This is a genomic window from Treponema sp. JC4 (assembly GCF_000260795.1).
Classification (GTDB): Bacteria; Spirochaetota; Spirochaetia; order Treponematales; family Treponemataceae; genus Treponema_D.
Genome location: NZ_AJGU01000001.1, coordinates 64258 through 82896, shown reverse-complemented (window position 1 = coordinate 82896; position 18639 = coordinate 64258). Strand labels below are relative to the sequence as shown.

The following is an 18639-nucleotide window of genomic DNA, read 5'->3' as shown; positions in this document are numbered from 1 at the left end:
GCACAACATGGCTGAGCACGGTATTGCTTCTCACTGGCTTTATAAAAAAGGAACAAACCACGACCTGGTAGAAGCCGATAAGCTGGAAATCTTCAATAAACTGCAGTCTCTTAAAGAAAGCATTCTTACAAACGGTGCCGATTTTGAAACCCTGAAAAACGAACTTCTGGGCGATGAGATTTTTGTATTTACTCCGGCAGGCGATGTAAAAAACTTCCGGCCGGCGCTACTGCAATCGATTTTGCCTACTCGGTTCACTCTGCAATTGGTGAAAAAATTGTTGCGGCCAAGGCAGACGGAAAAATCATCCCGATTACAAAGCCCCTGCAGAATACTCAGATTATTGAAATCATCACAAACCCTCAGGCTCACCCTACCGAAACCCAGCTTGGAAACGTAAAAACTTCTAAGGCCCACCAGAAGATTCATTCCTGGCTCATGGCAAATGACCCTACCTTCAGCGAGCGAATTGCCCTGCAGAGTACGGCAGAATCCACTCCGGCAGCAGGCGAAGGACTTCTTCAGGCAGGCAGTGTTACTGTCAGCCCGAAAAAGCAGCGAAAAAAACATTTTAAGAAGGATGAAGAACATCCCGAAAAGACAAGCCGCACAAGAAAGCCTGTTCTTGTTCAGGGCGAAAAGCGGGTTCTTTACAATTTTGCCCAGTGCTGCAATCCATATTACCCGGACGTAATCTGCGGATATGTTACCCGCACAAAAGGCGTTACAATTCACCGCGCCGACTGTCTGATTTACCAGCGCATTCCGGAAAAAGAAAAGCGCAGCGTAGAAGTTGCCTGGGACGAAGAAGATTAAGGAGGGCGGAGCCCCGCCCTGCGCTCGCACTTCGTAGCTCGCTACCCCACCCAGCGGGGAGACCCCGCAACGCCCCCTATTTTCCAAACTCGCGGATTGTAATTACCGGACCTGCAGTCTCATCTACATCCAGAATGTACCACTTTCCAAACTCACCGAATGATTTTAGACCGTACTGAGTTACATTACCAAAGCTTTCGAGTCCGCCCGGATGATAGTGTCCGCAAAAATATCCGGCAATTTTACACTGAGAAAAAAGACTTATTAAAATATTACGTTCCGTTGTGTCGCGAAGACAAAAAGGCATTATTCCCAGAGCTTTTCCTTCGGATGCGAAAGGAACATGAGTAATAATCACAGGTTTCTTTGTCTCGGAAGGAAGGGCACTTTTAAGAGAAGCCAATTGCCTGCTTCCCAGAGTTCCCGAAGCCGTATCAAGACCGTACCAGACTAAGTTTTTTGTATAAAACTTATAATAAGAAGAGTGGGGATAGCAGTATTTTTCATAATTTTCATAGCCGTCAGCCCGGTACAGGTCGTGATTTCCCACAACATTCAAAAGCTTAATTCCGTAACCGTTAATTTTTTCTGTCATCTGCTGATAATACCTGAACTCGCCTTCCTTTGCTCCGTCTGTAAAATCGCCAAGTCCAAGTGCAAACTTAATTTTATCACGCTCTGTATAGTTTTTGAGCCAGTTAAAAAAACTGTCTTCAGTTTCTTTATGATAAAATTTTGCCCCAATATGCACGTCGGTCAAAACCAGCACCTGATATTTTTCTTCTTCATCCCAGCTTTTTACTTCAGCATCACTTTCAGAAAGTTTTTTTAGTCCCGAAAACCTGTGATTAACATTACTGTCTCCGCTCCAAAAGCCGTCCGGAGTAAGGTTGCAGGATGCAAGAAAAAGAGAAATCAAAAATGAGGGAAGTAAGGCTCTTTTTATCATCCTTTTCACTAGAACAAAACTCCCCAGTTCATGCGGACTCCCGCCTGAGCAAAACTATCCTGTGGCACAGCCGCATCAACCCACTTGCAGTAAACTTCAGCACCCGCAGTTATATATTCAAAAAGACGGTAACGTGCAGCAAGATTAAACTGAACGTTTCCGATTATAGTATCTTCAAAAAAGGAATAGTTTCCCACATCAAAAGAAAAGCGCAGGCGGTCAGTCGGCTGGAAAATACAGCCGGAATTCAAAAAAACAGTATTATCTGTTACCCGGATATTAGAAGGCCATGCATTTATAATAGAAAACTTTATTAAAGCTCCGGAATTTACATAAATCTTCCATATATTTTTTATATTAAAGCTGATAAAAGCCCCGGGCAGAATGTTGTGCTCACAAAACATATCAGTTCCCGAATCACAGAATTTATTGTAATGATACTTTGCGCTGACACCAAGGCTCACAAGATTCCAGAAACAGGGCGCATAATAAGCCTGCAAAGCTATATCTGTAGATTTTGTATTTGCGTAAAAGCCGCCCTTAAACACAAGTTCGTTGGCATCTACAACAGCTACAGTTGCATAGCCGGAATTTTCATATTTTGCTGTGTAAAGAAAATTGTATTCAAAAGACTGAGTAAGAGAAAATTTTGGGCGTTCAGGAGTAAAAAATGAAACTGAAAAGGGTCTTGCAAAAGCAAGAGAAGAAAACATTGCTAAAATTGCAAGAAGCGCTTTTTTCATCTTTTACCGTCCTGTATCACGAATCTTTCCTTCAATATAATCCGGATCAAGTGTACGCAAAAGCGTTGCAGCAGGCAGTTCATATTTAGTGTAAATCACGCAGGGATGACTGTCGCACACCCAGTTAAGTTTAAGCCCAGTTTCGCTGGAAATCAATTCCCAGTCTTCAGATTTTACAAGAAGATTACAGAAAGAAGGCGAAACAAACTCAATCTCATCAGCCGCATTAATCTTGTTCATTGCCGTACATTCATACAAATGCCAGCCCTCTTTCTTTTCAAAAGGAATTATACGGCGGTCAGGATGAATTTCATAATCCTTAAGACGGGCTTCACGGGCATCAGGATGCATTCCCGCAAGAAGTTCTTCGTTTTCGCGGTAACGTTTCTGGCCTTCATTGTAGATTGCATCAAAAGCCTCGCCGGTAAGCTCAGCCCCCATTTCTGCCGCCAGCTGATATTTACTGTCGCTGGCACCACAAGTAGTTTTGTCCGCATCAGTTTTATTATAGTAAAAACCTGTAGTACTTTCGCGGTGGCTTACGTTTTCAAGCTCAGCGATATAAGGAGCCGCTTCTTCAGCGGTAATTTTTCCTTCCAGAGCATCCAGAGCCTTACGGTAGGCGCGGGTAACCATGGCAACGTAGTAGGTACTCTTCATGCGGCCTTCAATTTTAAGGGAATCCAGCCCCGCATCGCGCATATCCGCAAGGTGATTAATCATATTGATATCTTTTGAAGAAAGGATTGCCGTAAAATCATCGCCTTCAAAAATAGGAAAGTACTCGCCCTTTCGCTGCTCTTCTTCAATCACAAGATTTCCACTCTGAGCCAGGGCTTTTGCTTCTTCAGCAGTGATGATATGAGGCTTTCCATCGCCAGCCCCGTCTGCCAGTCCCGCAAAAGCATTTTCTCCCACGCGGAAATTCCAGCGGCAGGTATGGCTGCAAAAACCGCTCTGTGCGCTGCGTCCTGTAAGGAAGGCACTCATAAGGCAGCGGCCGGCATAGGCAATACACATTGCACCGTGAACAAAAGTTTCCAGTTCCATATCAGGAACTGCGTCTTTAATGCGCTTAATCTGGGCAAGGGAAATCTCACGGCCTAAAACAACCCGCTTAAAGCCGATCGATTTATACATCTTCACCGCTTCAGAGTTTACGCAGCTTGCCTGAGTAGACAAATGCAGTTCCGCATTAGGAAACTCCTTCTGCAGCAAAGGAACAATTCCAATATCCTGAACAATAAAAGCATCAATCGGATACTGGCGGAAGTAATCTATATTTGCACGAAGATTATCAATTTCTTCATCATGAAAAGAAATATTCAAAGCACAGTGAAGGCGTTTTCCAGGGTAGAGTTTTTTAAGTTCTACAACCTTCTTATATTCATCTTCATAAAAATTATCTGCTTTTACTCGCAAAGAAAATTTTTTAAGACCGATATAGGCAGCATCTGCACCGTAAGCATAGGCATAAGCTAATTTTTCAACATTTCCCGCCGGAGACAATAATTCCATACTCATAAATTTAATTCTCCTCTAAAAACTAAGCTTCGCTGTTAAGACCGCGCTCAAGCTTTGGTTTATTTTCGAACTGCTGCTTCTTTTTTCCGTCCTCACTTCCGCCCGTAACAATTTTACCGATTCTATCAAGTGCCAGATGCGATTCATAAAGATACTCATCAGCCATCTGGAACATAAACATCATATCCGGCCAGACATCAAGAATACATTCGTTGCCGCAGTCTTCAAGCCGTTTTGCAAAAGCCTTTGCATTTTCCAGAAGAACTTCCCGTCCGCCAAGCTGAATTATAACCGGAGGAAAATTCTTCAAATCATCATCAGAAGCAAAAAGAGGTGAAACATGCAGGGTTTCTGAATTAGATTCAAAAGTGTAAACCGCAGAGCTTTTTCTGAAAACTTCCGGTGTCAGAATTTCATCATTAAGCTTTTTAGAAGTCAAAAGCGGAGAATCAGCAGAAATATCAAGCCAGGGTGAAAATAAAATCACATTTTTGATGTTTGCCCTATAGCGGTCACGAAGATTAAAAATCAAAGAGCAGGCAATACTTGCCCCGGAACCGTCAGCAGCAATAATAATTTCAGACTGGGCAGCAGCACTTCCCTTTTCAGCATTCAAAGAACAGGCAATCTGCTCTTCTGTATAAAGGGCACGGAAAACCGCCTGAATATCTTCATTAGCAGCAGGATATGGAGAAGATGGAGCCAGACGGATTTGAGGAACAACTACACGGCAAAAACATTTGGTTGCAAGAGAAGAACAGAAGGATCTGTAAGCCGCAGGACTTCCACCCACAAAAGAGCCGCCGTGAATATAAAGCATAACCCGGTTAGAAGCATAAATTTCTGGCGAAAGCACATCGCATTCAATAGTACCGTATTTGTGAGTTGAACATTCTACTCCGTTAGGCAGAAAAACCGTAGAAAAAGCCGAGTCCAGTTTATGTCTGAAAGCCTCAACATCGCCTTTTCCGTTATAAGCCAGCAGCTTAAGTTTTTTGATGGCATTTTTTCTGTCGTTCTGATGTTCCATTTCCATAGTATATATTATAGCAAATTTTGAGCTTTTGTGGTATAAGATGAATTAATACAAAAAGGAAGTAGCTATGCCAATTAAAGTAAAATCAGATTTGCCAGCAGTCCGCACACTGGAAAAAGAAAACATCTTCGTGATGACAGAAAAACGTGCCGCTAACCAGGATATCCGTCCGCTTAAAATCGCAATCGTAAATCTGATGCCTACTAAGGAAGTTACAGAAACCCAGCTCCTCCGACTCCTGGGAAACTCCCCTCTTCAGGTAGAAATTTCCCTTGTCCGCATGGAAAATCACGAAAGCAAAAACACAGACGACAGCTATCTTGAAAAATTTTATATTCCATCAAGCGAACTTTTTAAGCACAAGTACGACGGCATGATTATCACCGGCGCCCCGGTCGAGCAGCTTGAATTTGAACAGGTAGATTACTGGAAAGAACTTTGCAGCATTATGGATTACGCAAAAACAAACGTTTTCTCAACCCTTTATGTCTGCTGGGGAAGTTTTGCAGGTCTTTATCACCTTTACGGAATCCAGAAGCAGCCTCTCGCAAAAAAAAATGTCAGGCATCTTCATGAACCACCGCTGCACAGAAGCAGAACCCCTTTTGCGCGGATTTGACGACACCTTCCCTATTCCTCAGTCGCGCCACACAACCCTGCTCAAGGAAGACGTACTCAAAAACCCTAACCTTACAATTCTTGCAGAGGGCGCAGAAGCCGGCGTTTCCATCATCAAATCAAACGACAACCGCGAAATCTTCATGACCGGCCACCTTGAATACGACACCGAAACCCTTGCCGGCGAATACTACCGCGACATCGAAAAAGGCATGGACGTTCCTCTCCCAAAGAACTACTTCCCGCTCAACAACGTAAACCGCATGCCAACCAGCTACTGGCGCAGCACCGCCCATTTGTTCTACTCAAACTGGCTGAACTACTACGTTTACCAGGCAACCCCTTATAATTTTATCTAATATTGCAAGTTTGCCCTGGGGTTGCCACAAACTTGCATCCGCAAGTTTGCAGATTAAGGCACTGGCTCATACAATTTCATTTAAAAGTAAAAGTGGACCTATGCGTCACCACGCCCTTGCTTCGCAAGTTCGCATATAAAATGGGTGCAGTCCAACTTCCTACTCGCCTTCCGGGCTCCACTACGTTCGGTACGGCAAGCAAGTTGCCGTACTTCCCCTCCACGCTCGGCACGGCTGCCTCCTAAACCCGCCCGGTCTGCTTAAGAAATTCCAGCATGGCAGCACAGCCGGCGGTTATATCTGCCCAGGTTTCATCAAAATTACCGGTGTACCAGGGGTCTGCTACTTCGTCAGTACAGCCGCAGTATTCCAGCAGCAAGTGAACCTTACCTTCCGGGTCACCATGCCAGCGTCTTTGCATATTAAAAGTATTTTCTTCGTCCATGCCGATCAAGTAGTCGTACTTTTCGTAATCGGCAGCAGCAATCTGACGGGCACGGTGGTCGGTAAAGGAAATGCCGTTTTCACGCAGCTTCTGCAGGGTGCCACGGTGCATTCCGTTTCCGATTTCTTCGGTGCTGGTGGCAGCGGAATCAATCTGGAAGTGGGCTTCCAGGCCTGCTTTGTGGACAAAATCTTTCATTACGAATTCGGCCATAGGGCTTCTGCAAATATTGCCGTGGCAGACAAAAAGTATTTTTACCATATATAGCGTTCCTTATTATTGTGTTTAAATATAAAAATGCAAAAATGGCTCCCGGTCGCGCATTTTTTTGCTCTTCCTACTTATAAGCAAATCTTCCAATATACATTAGAATTCGCCGGTCATAATTGTAGTTCGCCATTTGCCGAACTTATAGCGCCATACACAAACGATGGCAGTTACAGTCCAGGTGAAGGAGTTGGTCAACCAGACGCCCCAGTAACCGATTGGGAAGGTGTGACCGAACACGGTTATACTTGCAATGCTTGCCAGAACGTGGGCAAAAAGGATTCGGCATACTACTTCTACAAGGCCGTTCATCATGGCAAAGTTTGCATCGCCGCAGCCGTTCAGGCTGGCACGAGGAATGTAAATCATTCCCAGAGGGAAGTAGAAAAAGCAGGTAAGTTTAAGGGCAACATAACCCATTTCAATTACTGCCTGGTCTTTTACAAAGAAGGCAATCATGGTTCGTCCGAAAACAAAGACTACCGGAACCAATAACAGGCTGAAGAGGGCAACAAGGAAGGTTCCCCGGTGTAAGCCCTTGCGAACACGTTCAATATTCTGAGCCCCGTAATTCTGACCTGCGTAGGTTGTAATTGCGGCTGCAAGCGACTGGAAAGGCATGTGAATCAGCTGTTCAAGGCGGCTTGCAACTGTGAAAGTTGCCATTACAATTTCACCAAAAGAGTTTACAACTCCCTGAAGCATAATGCAGGAGATTGCAATCAGAGAACTTTGAAGGGCAACAGGAATTCCGATTCTGAAGGATTTTGCAACAATCGTGCCGTTTGGTTTTAAATCGCCCTTAGAAAAACGGAAATAAGGAACCTTTGCAAAGGCGTAAATAAGACAGGCTACCGCACTTACCGCCTGAGAAATAACCGTCGCAAGGGCAACTCCCAGAACTGCCCAGCCAAAATAAACAACAAAAAGCAGATCAAGGACAACATTTACAAGGCTTGCAAGAATCAAAAAGTAAAGAGGCGTTTTTGAGTCGCCAAGTGCCCTTAATATAGAAGAAATACCATTATAAAAAGCAATAAAAATGATTCCAAAGGTTGTAAGCCGAAGATAAAGCGCCGCATCTGGAAGAATTGATTCCGGACAGCTGATTAAACGAAGAATCACCCGGCACAGAGAAACTCCTATAACCGTTACTGCAAAAGAAGAAACTGTAAGGATAAAAAAGGAATTTGCAATTGTTGCACGCAGGGCCTTCTCATTTTTTGCGCCAAAATACTGGGAAACAAGAATTCCAATACCGGTTGCAAGACCACCGGCAAGAGAAAAGAAGAGAAATCCAAAAGAGCCGCAGGTTCCTACAGCTGCGAGTGCCGCAGGTCCGACAAAGTTTCCAACAATAACCGAATCCACCATATTGTAAAACTGCTGGAAAACGTTCCCGATTAAAAGCGGCCAGGTAAAAGCCAGAAGATGCTTCAGGGGCGAGCCACAAGTCATGTCGACTATTTTTGAACTCATAAAAACCTCGTTCAGTCAAATCTAATAAGAATATTTGGAAAAATCAATAAAAATCACCTCTACTACCCTAAAAGTTGGAAATTTGGTAAACTCTCTTCTATGGTAATTTCTTCTATAGATTTAAAAAATGGACATGTTGTTCAGCTTAAGAACGGAAAGGAACTTGTGCTTCAGCGCGATGATGCTGATGCTTTAATTGCACAGTTCGACATGTATGGCGAAGTCGCTGTTATTGATCTGGATGCGGCTTTGGGAAACATTGACGAAAAAGGTAATACAGAAAACACCCATTTATTAAAATCTTTACTCCATCATGGAAACGTACGTACCGGCGGTGGAATCCGCACTGTAAAGCGTGCAAAGGAACTTATCAGTCTTGGAGCAGAAAAAGTTATCATTGGCTCAGCTGCATGGAAGGCTAATCCTGCTGAAGGTCAATCTGTTTTGAACGAAGACTTTTTGAACGAACTTGCCGCAGCAATCGGAAAAGACAGAATTATCATCAGCGTTGATGCTATAAACGGAAAAATTGCAGTAAAAGGCTGGACAGAAACTGTAAACATTCCTCTGGTTGAGGGTGCTAAACAGGCAGAAAAATTCTGTTCGGAACTTTTGTTCACTTGTGTAGAAAAAGAAGGCTGCATGCAGGGCACAAACATGGATTATGTGCGCGAGCTTCGTTCTGCAGTAAGCTGCCGCGTTGTAGTTGCAGGCGGTGTTTCTTCTGTTGAAGAAATTGCAGAGCTTGAAAAACTCCACTGTGATGTTCAGCTTGGAATGGCTTTGTACACAGGAAAGGTAAATCTTTCTGATGCCTTTATCAGCTGCCTTGATTTTGAAAAAGTAAAATTGATTCCTGTTATCGCTCAGAGCGTAAACGGCGAAGTTATGATGGAAGGTTATGCTAACGCCGAAGCTTTTGCTAAAACATTTGAAACTAAAAAGCTTACCTTCTTCAGCCGCGAGCGTCAGAAGCTCTGGACAAAAGGTGAAACAAGCGGAAACTTCCTTGAAGTTGTAAAACTTCGTGCAGACTGCGACCGCGACACAGTTCTTGCAACTGTAATTCCTCATGGACCTGCCTGTCATACCGGCAGCTGGACCTGTTTTGGAACAGATCCGCAGGAAAAATCAAACATGGGACGTCTTTACGACGTAATTGCAGACCGTTTTGCAAATCCACGCCCTGGTTCTTACACAGCAACCCTGAACGACGAACGTGTTCGCGAAAAGGTTATGGAAGAAGCTGAAGAGCTTTGCGAAGCAGAATCAAAAGATGACGTTATCTGGGAAGCCGCAGATTTACTCTACTTTGTAAACGTGCTGATGTACAAAGAAGGCGTAACCTGGAAAGATGTATATGACGAATTGGATAAACGTCATAAAAAATAATGCAAAAGGACACTAGACAATTGATTAATACACTTAAATATACCGAGCTTGATGAAAATTTTTATAAAGGCCGTGATTTCGAAAACACTGCCAGCGAAACTGTAAAATCAGTTCTTGAAGAAGTACAGAAAAAGGGCGACGCTGCCCTCCGCATCTACGGACACAAATTTGACGTTTCAGTTCCTTCTGTTTTTGAAGTACCACAGGAAGAACTTAAGGCCGCAGCCGAAAAACTGATGATTCAGAACCGCGACCTCTACGATGCCTTAGTTTATTCTCACACTCTGGCACTCGAATTTGCAAAAAAACAGCGTGAATCTTTCACAGATTTTGAAACAGAACTTACAAACGGCGTAATCACAGGACAGAAAACAATTCCTGTAGAGCGCGCAGGCTGTTATGTTCCTGCAGGCCGCTTCCCTCTGGTTTCAACAGTAATTATGACAGTAACTCCTGCTGTTGCGGCTGGAGTAAAAGACGTAATCTTGTGTACACCTCCTCGCGTTCACCCGGATGACAAAGATGCAGCCGGTAAAAAAGGCGAAGGCGTTCCTGGACACGCATTTGCAGGCGGAAAACCATATGCTGATGAAGGAATCATGGCTGCCGCTTATATCTGCGGTGTAAATCACCTTTACGCAGTAGGCGGTTCACAGGCAATCGGTGCAATGGCCTTCGGAACAGAAAGCATTCCAAAGGTTGACGTTATTGTCGGACCAGGAAACAAATTCGTAGCAGCTGCAAAACGTGAAGTTTACGGAACTGTCGGAATCGATATGATTGCAGGGCCTACAGAAGTTATGATTATTGCAGACAAGAGCGCAAATCCTGAATGGGTTGCCGCAGATCTTCTTGCACAGGCAGAGCACGACATTGTTGCCCAGCCGGTTCTTGTTACCTGCGACGAAGCCCTTGCAAAAGCAGTATCAGAAGAAATTGAAAAACAGCTGGAAACCCTTACAACTAAGGAAATTGCCCGCCAGAGCGTAGAAACCTATGGCAAAATCATCATCACAGAAAGCTACGAGCAGGCTGCAGAAGTTGCAAACCGTAAGGCACCAGAGCATCTTGAACTTGCAATGGAAGAAGGAAAGGAACGTGATAAGGTAGAAGGCCTTGTTCACAATTACGGCTCGCTTTTCATTGGTCACGCATCAGCAGAAGTATTCGGTGACTACGCAGCAGGCTTGAACCACACACTCCCTACATCAGGCTCAGCACGCTTTACAGGCGGCCTCAGCGTACGTATGTTCCTTAAAACAGTAACAACACTCCGCGTTGTACCGGGTTCTTCAGGCTCACACAGAAGCGCTGTTGCCGCAGGTTTTATGGGTGACGCAGAAGGTCTTGCAGGACATGCCCGCGCTGCAAGAGTAAGAATTGAAAAATAGGAATTTGATATGGTTTTAGATATTGTAAAACTTGGAGAAGACATTTTAAGACAGAAGGCAGAGCCTGTTGCAGAAGTAAATGACGAAATCCGCAAGCTTGCAGAAGATATGTTCGAAACAATGATTGAAGCTGACGGAGTTGGTCTTGCAGGCCCTCAGGTTGGAAAGAACCTTCGTATGTTTGTTCTTATGGCAGACGATGATGTTCGCCGCGTTTTCATCAATCCTCAGATTATTAAAACTTCTGAAGAACTTGGTGACTACGATGAAGGCTGTCTTAGTATTCCTCAGGTTTACGAAACAATCCGCCGTCCTGTAAAAGTAACAGTTCAGGCATTGAATGAAAACGGCAAGCCCTTTACACTTGATGCAGACGGCCTCTTAGCCAGAATAATTCAGCATGAATACGATCATCTGGACGGAATTGTATTTATTGACCGAGGCGATAAGGAATTTGCAGAAAAGACTACCGCTCAGTTCAAAAAACGCATGGAACGCGCAGAACAGAAACGCAAGGAAAAGGAAGCTAAGGCAAGAAAGATTGCGGCTAAAATTGCTGCAAAAGAAGCAAAGAAGAATAAATAAGGTGCACTTATGAAAATCCTTTATGCAGGAAGCCCGCAGGCGGCTGCTGTAACACTAAAGATTCTCATTGAAAGACAAAAAGAATGCGGTTTTGAAATCGCAGGAGTTCTTTCAAATCCACCGACGGCTAAGGGAAGACACAAAACTCCAACCCCAACGCCGGTTGCCGCTCTGGCAGAAGAATATAATCTTCCGGTATATACACCGGAGCATTTAGACGGCGCTGCCCGGGAGCAGATTGCGCCTCTTGGAGCTGACCTTCTGGTTGTTTTTGCCTACGGTCATATTTTCGGGCCAAAGTTTATGGCTCTTTTCCCTATGGGCGGAATCAACCTTCACCCTTCACTACTTCCAAAATACCGCGGCTGTACCCCCGTTCCTGCAGCAATCTTAAACAGAGACGAAAAAACTGCCGCTACAATTCAGTATGTAAGCCCTAAAATGGACGAAGGAAATATTTTAGCCCAGCAGAACATTGAACTTGACGGCACAGAAACCGGAGAATTCCTGCTTTTAAAATCAGCAGAAATCGGAGCAGAACTTTTCTGTAATCTTTTGAGCAAAAATCACCTGCCTGAAGGAAAGCCTCAGACCGGAGATGCAAGCTATACATCAATCATCACAAAGGAAGATGCAAAAATCAACTGGAATGAAAGCGCCGCTACAATCGAAGCAAAAATCCGCGCTTACTATCCGGATCCGGGCTGCTGGTGTCTTGAAAACGGAGAACCTCTCCGCCTTTTGAATGCAACTTTCATTCCCCAGTCTGATGACAGGGCCAGCGGCTATGTAGTTGAGCCTGCAGGTCAGGTGCTTCAGTTTGTAAAATCAGAAGGCATCTACATCAAAACCGGCGACGGACTTTTGTGCGTAAAAGAACTGCAGCGCCAGGGTAAAAAGCCTATGGGCTACAAGGATTTTATGAACGGTGCAAGAGAATTTATTGGAACAGTACTGGAATAATATATAGAAAAAAGTCAAAATCACCAAATCAGCGAGGTCAAAATGGACGATACAGAGAATACCCAGACAAAAGAAAATCAGACAGCAGAAGTTCAAACTCCGGTTGAAAAAAGCAGCAAAAGCGACAATTTTGAAAACATCAAAGAAAAGGCAAAACTCTTCGGAAAGAAAGCTGCAAAAAAAATGAAGGAGGAAGTAAAAGACCTTCCTAACCGCATTAAAAACATAGATATCAAAGTAGAAGATTCATATCAGACCGTAAAATCAAATGTGCCGGTAATGCTTTTTACCTGTTTTGTAGCGCTTGTGATTATGGCTCTTTCTGCAACAGCAATCTTTTTTACAGTTGTAAAAGGCCCTGAAAAGGTTCTTGTGCCGGACGTTATCGGAAAATCACTTGAAGACGCCCTGCTGGAACTTCAGGTAAAGGAGCTTTATCCAAAAATCAACCTGCGCTATTCGGATACTCCGGGTGATGAAGGAACAATCCTTGACCAGTCACCTCAGGCTGGCTCAATCACTAAGGGTTACAGCCGTATTTCTCTTGTTGTAAGCCGCGGTGTTATCGTTGATAAGGTTGATGATTATGTCGGCCAGTCACTTGATGAAGTTCAGCTTAAAATCCAGACCCTCTTTGCAGGTCAGACAAAACCTCTTATCGTTCTTGCGAAACCGGAATTCAAACCTGATACAAGTGACGCAGGTACAATTCTTGAACAGGATCCACCGGCAGGAACAAGCATTTCTGAACCGGTTACAGTTCAGCTTGTTGTAAGCCGCGGCCCTAACTTTGAAAATACCCGCCCTCCTCGCCTTATCGGCCAGAGCGTAAACGACCTTCTTCAATCTATCACCCGTCATAAGATTGTTTTTGACATTACAGGTCATAAGGCTGAAGACGGAGAAACACCTGGAACTGTTGTAAGTCAGGAAGAATTTGAAGATGAATTCGTTCCAAACTACACTCGAATGAAAGTTGAAATGGCACTTCCAAAGAGCGCTATTGATGACAATATTTACGGAATTTACTCTCAGACTCTTCAGGTTTATCCATATCCTGTTCCTATGAGACTTGAAGCAACTCCTTCAGAAGGCGATGCCTATACAATCATCAGCTTCAGCCATCCGGGTGGAGAGCTTACAATTCCTTATGCTGTTCCAAAGGGAACAACACTTACACTTTACGTTGTAGACAAAGTAGCAAGCAGAAAGGTGGTGAACTGATGGGACAGCCTTTAATCTGTATGACATTGACAGGAAAAACTATTGAGGAAGATATAAAACTTTCACAGAAATACGAAAAATTCTGCGATGTACTTGAACTTCGGGCTGATCATCTGGATGAAAATGAACAGCTTTTAATCAGAAAATTTCCTGCTCTTGTAAAAAAGCCTTGTATCCTTACAATCCGCCGGGATTCCGATGGAGGACTTTGGACAGGAAACGACTTTTCAAGAACAAATCTTTTTGGAAGAGCCCTTGCTTTTGCAGACCCTGACAAAAAAAGAAACTTTGCCTATGTAGATTTTGAGGAAGACTATCATATTCCTAGCATTCAGGATGCGGCAATGGCCTTTGGTGTAAGGATTATCCGAAGCTGCCACAATATGACTGAGCCGATTCATAATCTTAGAAAACGCTGCGATGCAATGAGAAAAACAGGCTATGAAATTCCTAAAATTGCCTTCATGCCTAAAACCCTTTCGGACGTAGTAAATCTTTTTCATGAAAGTTCTCTGATGACAAACTACGACCATATTCTTGTTGCAATGGGCGCAGAAGGAATGCCGTCCCGCATTCTTACAAGCATTTCAAACTCCTACATGACTTATACCTCGCCTCAGGAAACAGCAGATAAAACTGCCTCAATCGGCCACATTGACCCGGTTGTCCTGAACGACCTTTATAACTTCAAGGGAATATCTAAATCTACCCAGCTTTTTGGAATTACAGGCTGGCCTCTTGTAAAAACCTCAAGTCCTGAAATTCATAATATGGGTTACCGCCATCACGGGATTGATGCAGTTTATTTCCCAATCCGTTCTCAGCTGATTTCTGAATCCCTGAACTTTGCAGAGCAGCTGGACGTAAAGGGAATGAGTGTTACAATTCCTTTCAAAGAATCTGTACTTTACTATCTGCATGAACTTTCTCCAGAAGTTATGCAGATTGGCGCCTGCAACACAGTAGTCCGCAAAAATTATAAGTGGATCGGCTACAATACAGACTGTACAGGTTTTGAACGTGCCCTTCTGGAATTTCTTGGAAGCAATGTAAAAACCAAGAAGATGAAGGTTTCGATTATCGGTGCAGGTGGAGCCGCAAAGGCAATTGCCTATACTGTAAAAAAACTCGGCATGAAAGCCTGCATTTTCAACAGAACTCTTGAAACTGCTCAGAAGCTTGCAGAAAAATATGATTTTATGGCTGCCAAACTTGATGAAACTTCTGCCATGATTCTGGATGAATACTCTTCTCTTATTATTCAGACAACTTCTGTTGGCATGAATGCCGAAGGGCCAATTTCTCCTGAAAACGACCCTATTTATTTTTATAAATTCCGTGGAACTGAAAAGGTGTTTGATATAGTTTATGTACCGGCTTCTACACCGGTGATGAGACGCGCGTCTGCCGCGGGCTGTAAGGTCTGCAACGGTTATAAGATGCTCGAATATCAGGCATACGAACAGTTTAAATTATTCACAGGAGTTGACTACTAATGACACAGTCAGAACAGAAAGTAATGGTAGCAAACACAGCGATTGATACGCTGATTGAAAAGGGGCTGATTTTCAGCGGAATGAAGATTGGACTTGGAACAGGTTCTACAGCAATGCCGGCTATAACCCGCCTGGCAGAACACCTTAAAAAAGGCAGCATTAAAGATGTAAAAGCCGTTGTTACAAGTTTCCAGGCTCAGAATGCCTGCCTTGAATACGGAATCCCGGTTTATTCTATGAATCACCCGGCTATTAACGGAGAACTTGACCTTACTTTTGACGGAGCAGATGAAGTTGACCCTGACTGCAACCTGATTAAAGGCGGTGGAGCAGCCCACGTCCGCGAAAAGCTGGTAGAATATAACTCAAAAATCTTTGTTGTAGTCGCAGACTCAACAAAACGCGTAGATACAATCGGAACAAAATTCCCGGTTCCAGTAGAAGTAATTCCGGAAGCAAGAGCAAGCGTTACCCGCCAACTTGAAGCAACAGGCGCAAAACCTGTTCTCCGCGAGGGAGTTCGCAAATGCGGTCCTGTAATTACAGATAACAACAACTGGATTCTTGACTGCACCTGGGAAAAACCAATTGACGTTCCAGCCATGGAAGACAAAATAAACTCCTTTACAGGTGTTGTAGAAGTTGGTCTTTTCAGCAAGAAAAAGCCTATCGTTTTCCTTGGAACTGACGACGGCAAAGTTGAAATCAGAAATCTGGACTAAATAATGTTTCCTCCCTTTCCTTGCGAGCAGGCACATCAAAAAAATCTTGAATTGATTTCGCTTCTGGAAAAGGGAGAAGCAAAACTCCTTCAGCTTACAAAAGAAAGCGAGGAACGTAAGGGGCACGGTCTTATGCTGGGCACCTTAATCTGTAAAAAAGTTGAAACAGGGGAAGAAGTTATTTTGCATGCAGTGTCGGGAATCAGCATGCAGCTGCAACTTCCATCTTCTTCCCAGCCGCAAATCGTCGTTCCACCGCTGGCATCCCCTTCCCAGATAGAAGCCGCCCTGGCCGCCAACGACGCTGCAATCCACGAGCTGACAGCGCGCATAAATGCCGGCGAAAAAGAACTTTCCGCCGCCCGAACAGCCCTGACCACCCAATCACTTCAGAGAGTTTTTGATCTCTATACTTTTACCCGCTTTGACGGAAAGAAAATCTCTCTTAATGAAATAATCGCCCGACACGGAGGCCGACTTCCCCCGACAGGAACCGGCGACTGCTGTGCGCCAAAACTTCTTTCCTACGCTTTTGAGAACAATCTTATTCCATTCAGCATGGATGAAGTTTTTTACGGAAAAGACAGCCCAAACAAAAAATGCGGCAGCTCTTACCCGCCCTGCGACGAACGCTGCGGCTACATTCTTCCTTCAATTCTGGGACTTGAAATCCTCTACCGTGATGACGCGATCCTCGTGGTAAACAAGCAGTCGGGGCTGCTTTCAGTTCCAGGCCGCACTCCCGACAAACAGGACTGCATTGAAAGCCGCATGAAGGCTCTCTTCCCTTTTACAAACCAGCTTAATCAGCCGGCTGTTCACCGCCTTGATATGGAAACCTCGGGAATTATGATTCTGGCCTTTACAAAAGAAGCCCACCGCGAACTTAACCGCCAGTTTGAAGCCAAGGAAGTTCATAAAAAATACATAGCCCTGCTGGATGGAGTTCTTCAAAAAGCAGACGGAGAGGCAGCTCCAAAACAGGGAGAAAAAACTGGAAGAATTGAATTAAAATTCCGTCTTGATCCGGACAATCGTCCTCACCAGATTTACGACGAAGAATTTGGAAAACTTGGAATTACAGACTGGGAAAATCTTGGTCAGGTGACCTACCGAGCCCCAGACGGAAGCACAAAAAAAGCAACAAGAGTACTCTTTATACCCCAGACCGGCCGCACCCACCAGCTGCGCCTTCATTCAAGCGACATCCACGGTTTCCACCTTCCAATTATAGGCGACACCCTCTACGGCACTTGCCTGCCCGGAGAACGCCTAATGCTCCACGCCCAGGAAATTACCTTTACCCACCCGACCACACATGAAAAGATGCATTTTATATGCCAACCGGAATTTTAGAAATTTCAAACAGCAAAAAGGGCGTGAGGGAGAAAAGCGTGTGGCAAAAACACTCTGATTGTGGTGGCCGCGAGAGCGGCCATGACAATAGTTTCTTTGCCACAATCAGCGTGTAGCGCGATATCGCGCGGTTTTGACATACGCTTTTCGACCGGAAGCCCTTTTTGCCAGCTTACATATTTCCAACAAGTTCCGGATGATATTCAAAATGCATGTTGTCAAAAATAATCCAGTAACCGCCCCAGATAAAACCTTCTGCTTCAAAAATCTTTATAACAGCTTCCGGCGGCATCCAGCGGCCTTTTAGAGGAACCAGCATCCAGTTGTCACCGCTGCGTTCTTTTTCCCAGCCCCAGTAAATGGAGCGACCGGCAAGACGGCGGGGCAAAAGGTCAATCGCAATTCCGTAACTATGAAAGGATTTCCTGTTTGTTTCCGCAATTTCCCGCCAGTGGTAGGCATCGGCAGAACGCAGACTTACGATAAATTCCCGGATTTCTTTTTGCTGAGGAGTAAGCCCCTGGCTTTTTGTATCAATTTTGGCAATTTTTTCTGGCGAACTTAGATTTTCAACCGAGATTCCCGCTTCCAGACAGATTTCTGCTTCAACCCGCTTTAGGGCCGGCAAAATTCTTTCATGAACCTTAGTAGTTTTTCCAAGAAAGCGGCTTCGGACAATATGCTCTTCAATCACAGGTCTGGACTTTGCCGCATAAAGAAAGTCAAAAAAGAACATCGGAGTGCCGCCGTCACTTTTCCGGTTTTCGCTGGAGCCGAATTTTCTGATGTTTTCAAGCTCTTCTTCTGTAAAAGTTTTTGGATCCCTCAACTCATTTGAATACTTATACTGCAAGACCCAGTAATCATCCTTGTGTGCAAGCTGATTTTCAGGCAGCAGGCGGCCATCAGCCCAATAAAAGTCGGCAGATTTTTTCAAAGCTTTTTCTGACGCAGATTTATCTTCACGATTCAGATAAGTGCTGGCAGTAATTTTTATTTTCCAGTCATTATATTTTTCATCAAATGAAATTTCATAATCAAGATCCGGATAAAAAGTCATAAAGTTTTTGATTTCAAGAACTTGAGAAGGTTCGGCAGGAACTTCAACGGAAGCTTTTTCTTCCTCCGGCTCAATAATTTCTGTATTCAGACTTTCTGTTTCTGATGAAAGGCGATTAGTTTTAATAAAACCCTTAGCGAAAATTGAAAAAAGTAAAAATGCTGCACAAAACCAGAGAAGAGGAAATTTCATTTAAAAAATTATAACTCAAAAA

At 44.1% G+C, this 18639-nt stretch carries 18 protein-coding genes and 1 pseudogene; 12 read left to right on the top strand and 7 right to left on the bottom strand.

The genetic code is table 11. The features are described 5' to 3' along the window. Positions 1-186: 186 nt before the first annotated feature. Together MSI_RS15175 and MSI_RS14940 are read left to right on the top strand one after the other, a co-directional pair. Positions 187-297: pseudogene (locus MSI_RS15175) on the top strand (TGS domain-containing protein); the annotation flags it as partial. 141 nt (positions 298-438) lie between these two features. Then, complete coding sequence (locus tag MSI_RS14940; protein WP_009102461.1) at positions 439-816, top strand: bifunctional (p)ppGpp synthetase/guanosine-3',5'-bis(diphosphate) 3'-pyrophosphohydrolase; 378 nt, start codon at positions 439-441, stop codon at positions 814-816. Between the two features lie 76 nt (positions 817-892). Here the strand turns inward: MSI_RS14940 and MSI_RS00385 are convergent, their stop codons facing one another. From MSI_RS00385 to MSI_RS00370, 4 genes are read right to left on the bottom strand one after another with little or no spacing between them, the layout of a single operon-like run. Continuing rightward, positions 893-1765 carry a metallophosphoesterase gene (locus MSI_RS00385; RefSeq protein WP_050983870.1) on the bottom strand — a complete coding sequence of 291 codons (873 nt, stop codon included), beginning with the start codon at positions 1763-1765 and terminating at the stop codon, positions 893-895. A gap of 8 nt (positions 1766-1773) precedes the next feature. Then, positions 1774-2508 (bottom strand): hypothetical protein, encoded by a 735-nt coding sequence (locus tag MSI_RS00380; RefSeq protein WP_009102457.1) that lies wholly within the window; start codon positions 2506-2508, stop codon positions 1774-1776. Between the two features lie 3 nt (positions 2509-2511). After that, complete coding sequence (locus MSI_RS00375) at positions 2512-4026, bottom strand: peptidase U32 family protein (RefSeq protein ID WP_039923791.1); 1515 nt, start codon at positions 4024-4026, stop codon at positions 2512-2514. Positions 4027-4054: 28 nt separating this feature from the next. Continuing rightward, the gene (locus MSI_RS00370) at positions 4055-5068 is read right to left on the bottom strand and encodes an alpha/beta hydrolase (RefSeq protein WP_009102453.1); all 1014 of its coding nucleotides are present in this window, start codon (positions 5066-5068) and stop codon (positions 4055-4057) included. A 67-nt stretch (positions 5069-5135) separates the two neighbouring features. On the opposite strand from MSI_RS00370, the gene MSI_RS15170 reads away from it, so the two are divergent. Next, positions 5136-5687: a homoserine O-succinyltransferase gene (locus tag MSI_RS15170; RefSeq protein ID WP_009102451.1), complete on the top strand. Its 552-nt coding sequence runs from the start codon at positions 5136-5138 to the stop codon at positions 5685-5687. Next, a complete protein-coding gene (locus tag MSI_RS15165) occupies positions 5674-6045 on the top strand; it encodes a homoserine O-succinyltransferase (protein ID WP_369759155.1) in 372 nt (123 codons plus the stop codon). The genes MSI_RS15170 and MSI_RS15165 overlap by 14 nt, the downstream gene beginning before the upstream one ends. A 241-nt stretch (positions 6046-6286) precedes the next feature. On the opposite strand, the gene MSI_RS00360 is transcribed toward MSI_RS15165, so the two are convergent. Together MSI_RS00360 and MSI_RS00355 are read right to left on the bottom strand one after the other, a co-directional pair. Beyond that, on the bottom strand, positions 6287-6751 hold the full coding sequence (locus MSI_RS00360) for a low molecular weight protein-tyrosine-phosphatase (protein WP_009102446.1): 465 nt from the start codon (positions 6749-6751) through the stop codon (positions 6287-6289). A gap of 105 nt (positions 6752-6856) precedes the next feature. After that, a complete protein-coding gene (locus MSI_RS00355; RefSeq protein WP_009102444.1) occupies positions 6857-8236 on the bottom strand; it encodes an MATE family efflux transporter in 1380 nt (459 codons plus the stop codon). Positions 8237-8335: 99 nt separating this feature from the next. Here MSI_RS00355 and hisIE point away from each other — a divergent pair, with 99 nt between their 5' ends. Genes hisIE through MSI_RS00315 form a run of 8 tightly spaced genes read left to right on the top strand, consistent with a single transcriptional unit; the run spans position 8336 to position 17365 of the window. Further along, positions 8336-9628 (top strand): bifunctional phosphoribosyl-AMP cyclohydrolase/phosphoribosyl-ATP diphosphatase HisIE, encoded by a 1293-nt coding sequence (gene hisIE, locus MSI_RS00350; protein ID WP_009102442.1) that lies wholly within the window; start codon positions 8336-8338, stop codon positions 9626-9628. A 20-nt stretch (positions 9629-9648) separates the two neighbouring features. Then, entirely contained in the window at positions 9649-11019 is a 1371-nt protein-coding gene (gene hisD / locus MSI_RS00345; RefSeq protein ID WP_009102440.1) for a histidinol dehydrogenase, read from the top strand. Between the two features lie 9 nt (positions 11020-11028). Then, positions 11029-11604: a peptide deformylase gene (gene def / locus MSI_RS00340; protein ID WP_009102438.1), complete on the top strand. Its 576-nt coding sequence runs from the start codon at positions 11029-11031 to the stop codon at positions 11602-11604. A gap of 9 nt (positions 11605-11613) precedes the next feature. After that, positions 11614-12567 (top strand): methionyl-tRNA formyltransferase, encoded by a 954-nt coding sequence (gene fmt / locus MSI_RS00335; protein WP_009102436.1) that lies wholly within the window; start codon positions 11614-11616, stop codon positions 12565-12567. Positions 12568-12609: 42 nt separating this feature from the next. Next, positions 12610-13791, top strand: coding sequence for a PASTA domain-containing protein (locus tag MSI_RS00330; protein ID WP_009102435.1), 1182 nt, complete (start codon positions 12610-12612; stop codon positions 13789-13791). After that, positions 13791-15287 carry a type I 3-dehydroquinate dehydratase gene (locus tag MSI_RS00325; RefSeq protein WP_009102434.1) on the top strand — a complete coding sequence of 499 codons (1497 nt, stop codon included), beginning with the start codon at positions 13791-13793 and terminating at the stop codon, positions 15285-15287. Before MSI_RS00330 ends, MSI_RS00325 begins: the two co-directional genes overlap by 1 nt. Then, on the top strand, positions 15287-16009 hold the full coding sequence (gene rpiA / locus MSI_RS00320; RefSeq protein ID WP_009102432.1) for a ribose-5-phosphate isomerase RpiA: 723 nt from the start codon (positions 15287-15289) through the stop codon (positions 16007-16009). The genes MSI_RS00325 and rpiA overlap by 1 nt, the downstream gene beginning before the upstream one ends. 3 nt (positions 16010-16012) lie before the next feature. After that, positions 16013-17365, top strand: a complete 1353-nt coding sequence (locus MSI_RS00315; protein ID WP_009102429.1) for an RluA family pseudouridine synthase — start codon at positions 16013-16015, stop codon at positions 17363-17365. Between the two features lie 172 nt (positions 17366-17537). Here the strand turns inward: MSI_RS00315 and MSI_RS00310 are convergent, their stop codons facing one another. Beyond that, the gene (locus MSI_RS00310; RefSeq protein ID WP_009102427.1) at positions 17538-18617 is read right to left on the bottom strand and encodes a M15 family metallopeptidase; all 1080 of its coding nucleotides are present in this window, start codon (positions 18615-18617) and stop codon (positions 17538-17540) included. Between the last annotated feature and the right edge of the window lie 22 nt (positions 18618-18639).

Coding starts and splice junctions, on each gene's coding strand:
- MSI_RS15170 (WP_009102451.1), top strand. CDS start 5,136: ATGCCAATTAAAGTAAAATCAGATTTGCCAGCAGTCCGCACACTGGAA.
- MSI_RS00380 (WP_009102457.1), bottom strand. CDS start 2,508: ATGAAAAAAGCGCTTCTTGCAATTTTAGCAATGTTTTCTTCTCTTGCT.
- MSI_RS00355 (WP_009102444.1), bottom strand. CDS start 8,236: ATGAGTTCAAAAATAGTCGACATGACTTGTGGCTCGCCCCTGAAGCAT.
- MSI_RS14940 (WP_009102461.1), top strand. CDS start 439: ATGGCAAATGACCCTACCTTCAGCGAGCGAATTGCCCTGCAGAGTACG.
- MSI_RS00330 (WP_009102435.1), top strand. CDS start 12,610: ATGGACGATACAGAGAATACCCAGACAAAAGAAAATCAGACAGCAGAA.
- rpiA (WP_009102432.1), top strand. CDS start 15,287: ATGACACAGTCAGAACAGAAAGTAATGGTAGCAAACACAGCGATTGAT.
- MSI_RS00310 (WP_009102427.1), bottom strand. CDS start 18,617: ATGAAATTTCCTCTTCTCTGGTTTTGTGCAGCATTTTTACTTTTTTCA.
- MSI_RS00385 (WP_050983870.1), bottom strand. CDS start 1,765: ATGATAAAAAGAGCCTTACTTCCCTCATTTTTGATTTCTCTTTTTCTT.
- MSI_RS00370 (WP_009102453.1), bottom strand. CDS start 5,068: ATGGAAATGGAACATCAGAACGACAGAAAAAATGCCATCAAAAAACTT.
- MSI_RS00325 (WP_009102434.1), top strand. CDS start 13,791: ATGGGACAGCCTTTAATCTGTATGACATTGACAGGAAAAACTATTGAG.
- MSI_RS00375 (WP_039923791.1), bottom strand. CDS start 4,026: ATGGAATTATTGTCTCCGGCGGGAAATGTTGAAAAATTAGCTTATGCC.
- MSI_RS00360 (WP_009102446.1), bottom strand. CDS start 6,751: ATGGTAAAAATACTTTTTGTCTGCCACGGCAATATTTGCAGAAGCCCT.
- hisIE (WP_009102442.1), top strand. CDS start 8,336: ATGGTAATTTCTTCTATAGATTTAAAAAATGGACATGTTGTTCAGCTT.
- def (WP_009102438.1), top strand. CDS start 11,029: ATGGTTTTAGATATTGTAAAACTTGGAGAAGACATTTTAAGACAGAAG.
- fmt (WP_009102436.1), top strand. CDS start 11,614: ATGAAAATCCTTTATGCAGGAAGCCCGCAGGCGGCTGCTGTAACACTA.
- MSI_RS00315 (WP_009102429.1), top strand. CDS start 16,013: ATGTTTCCTCCCTTTCCTTGCGAGCAGGCACATCAAAAAAATCTTGAA.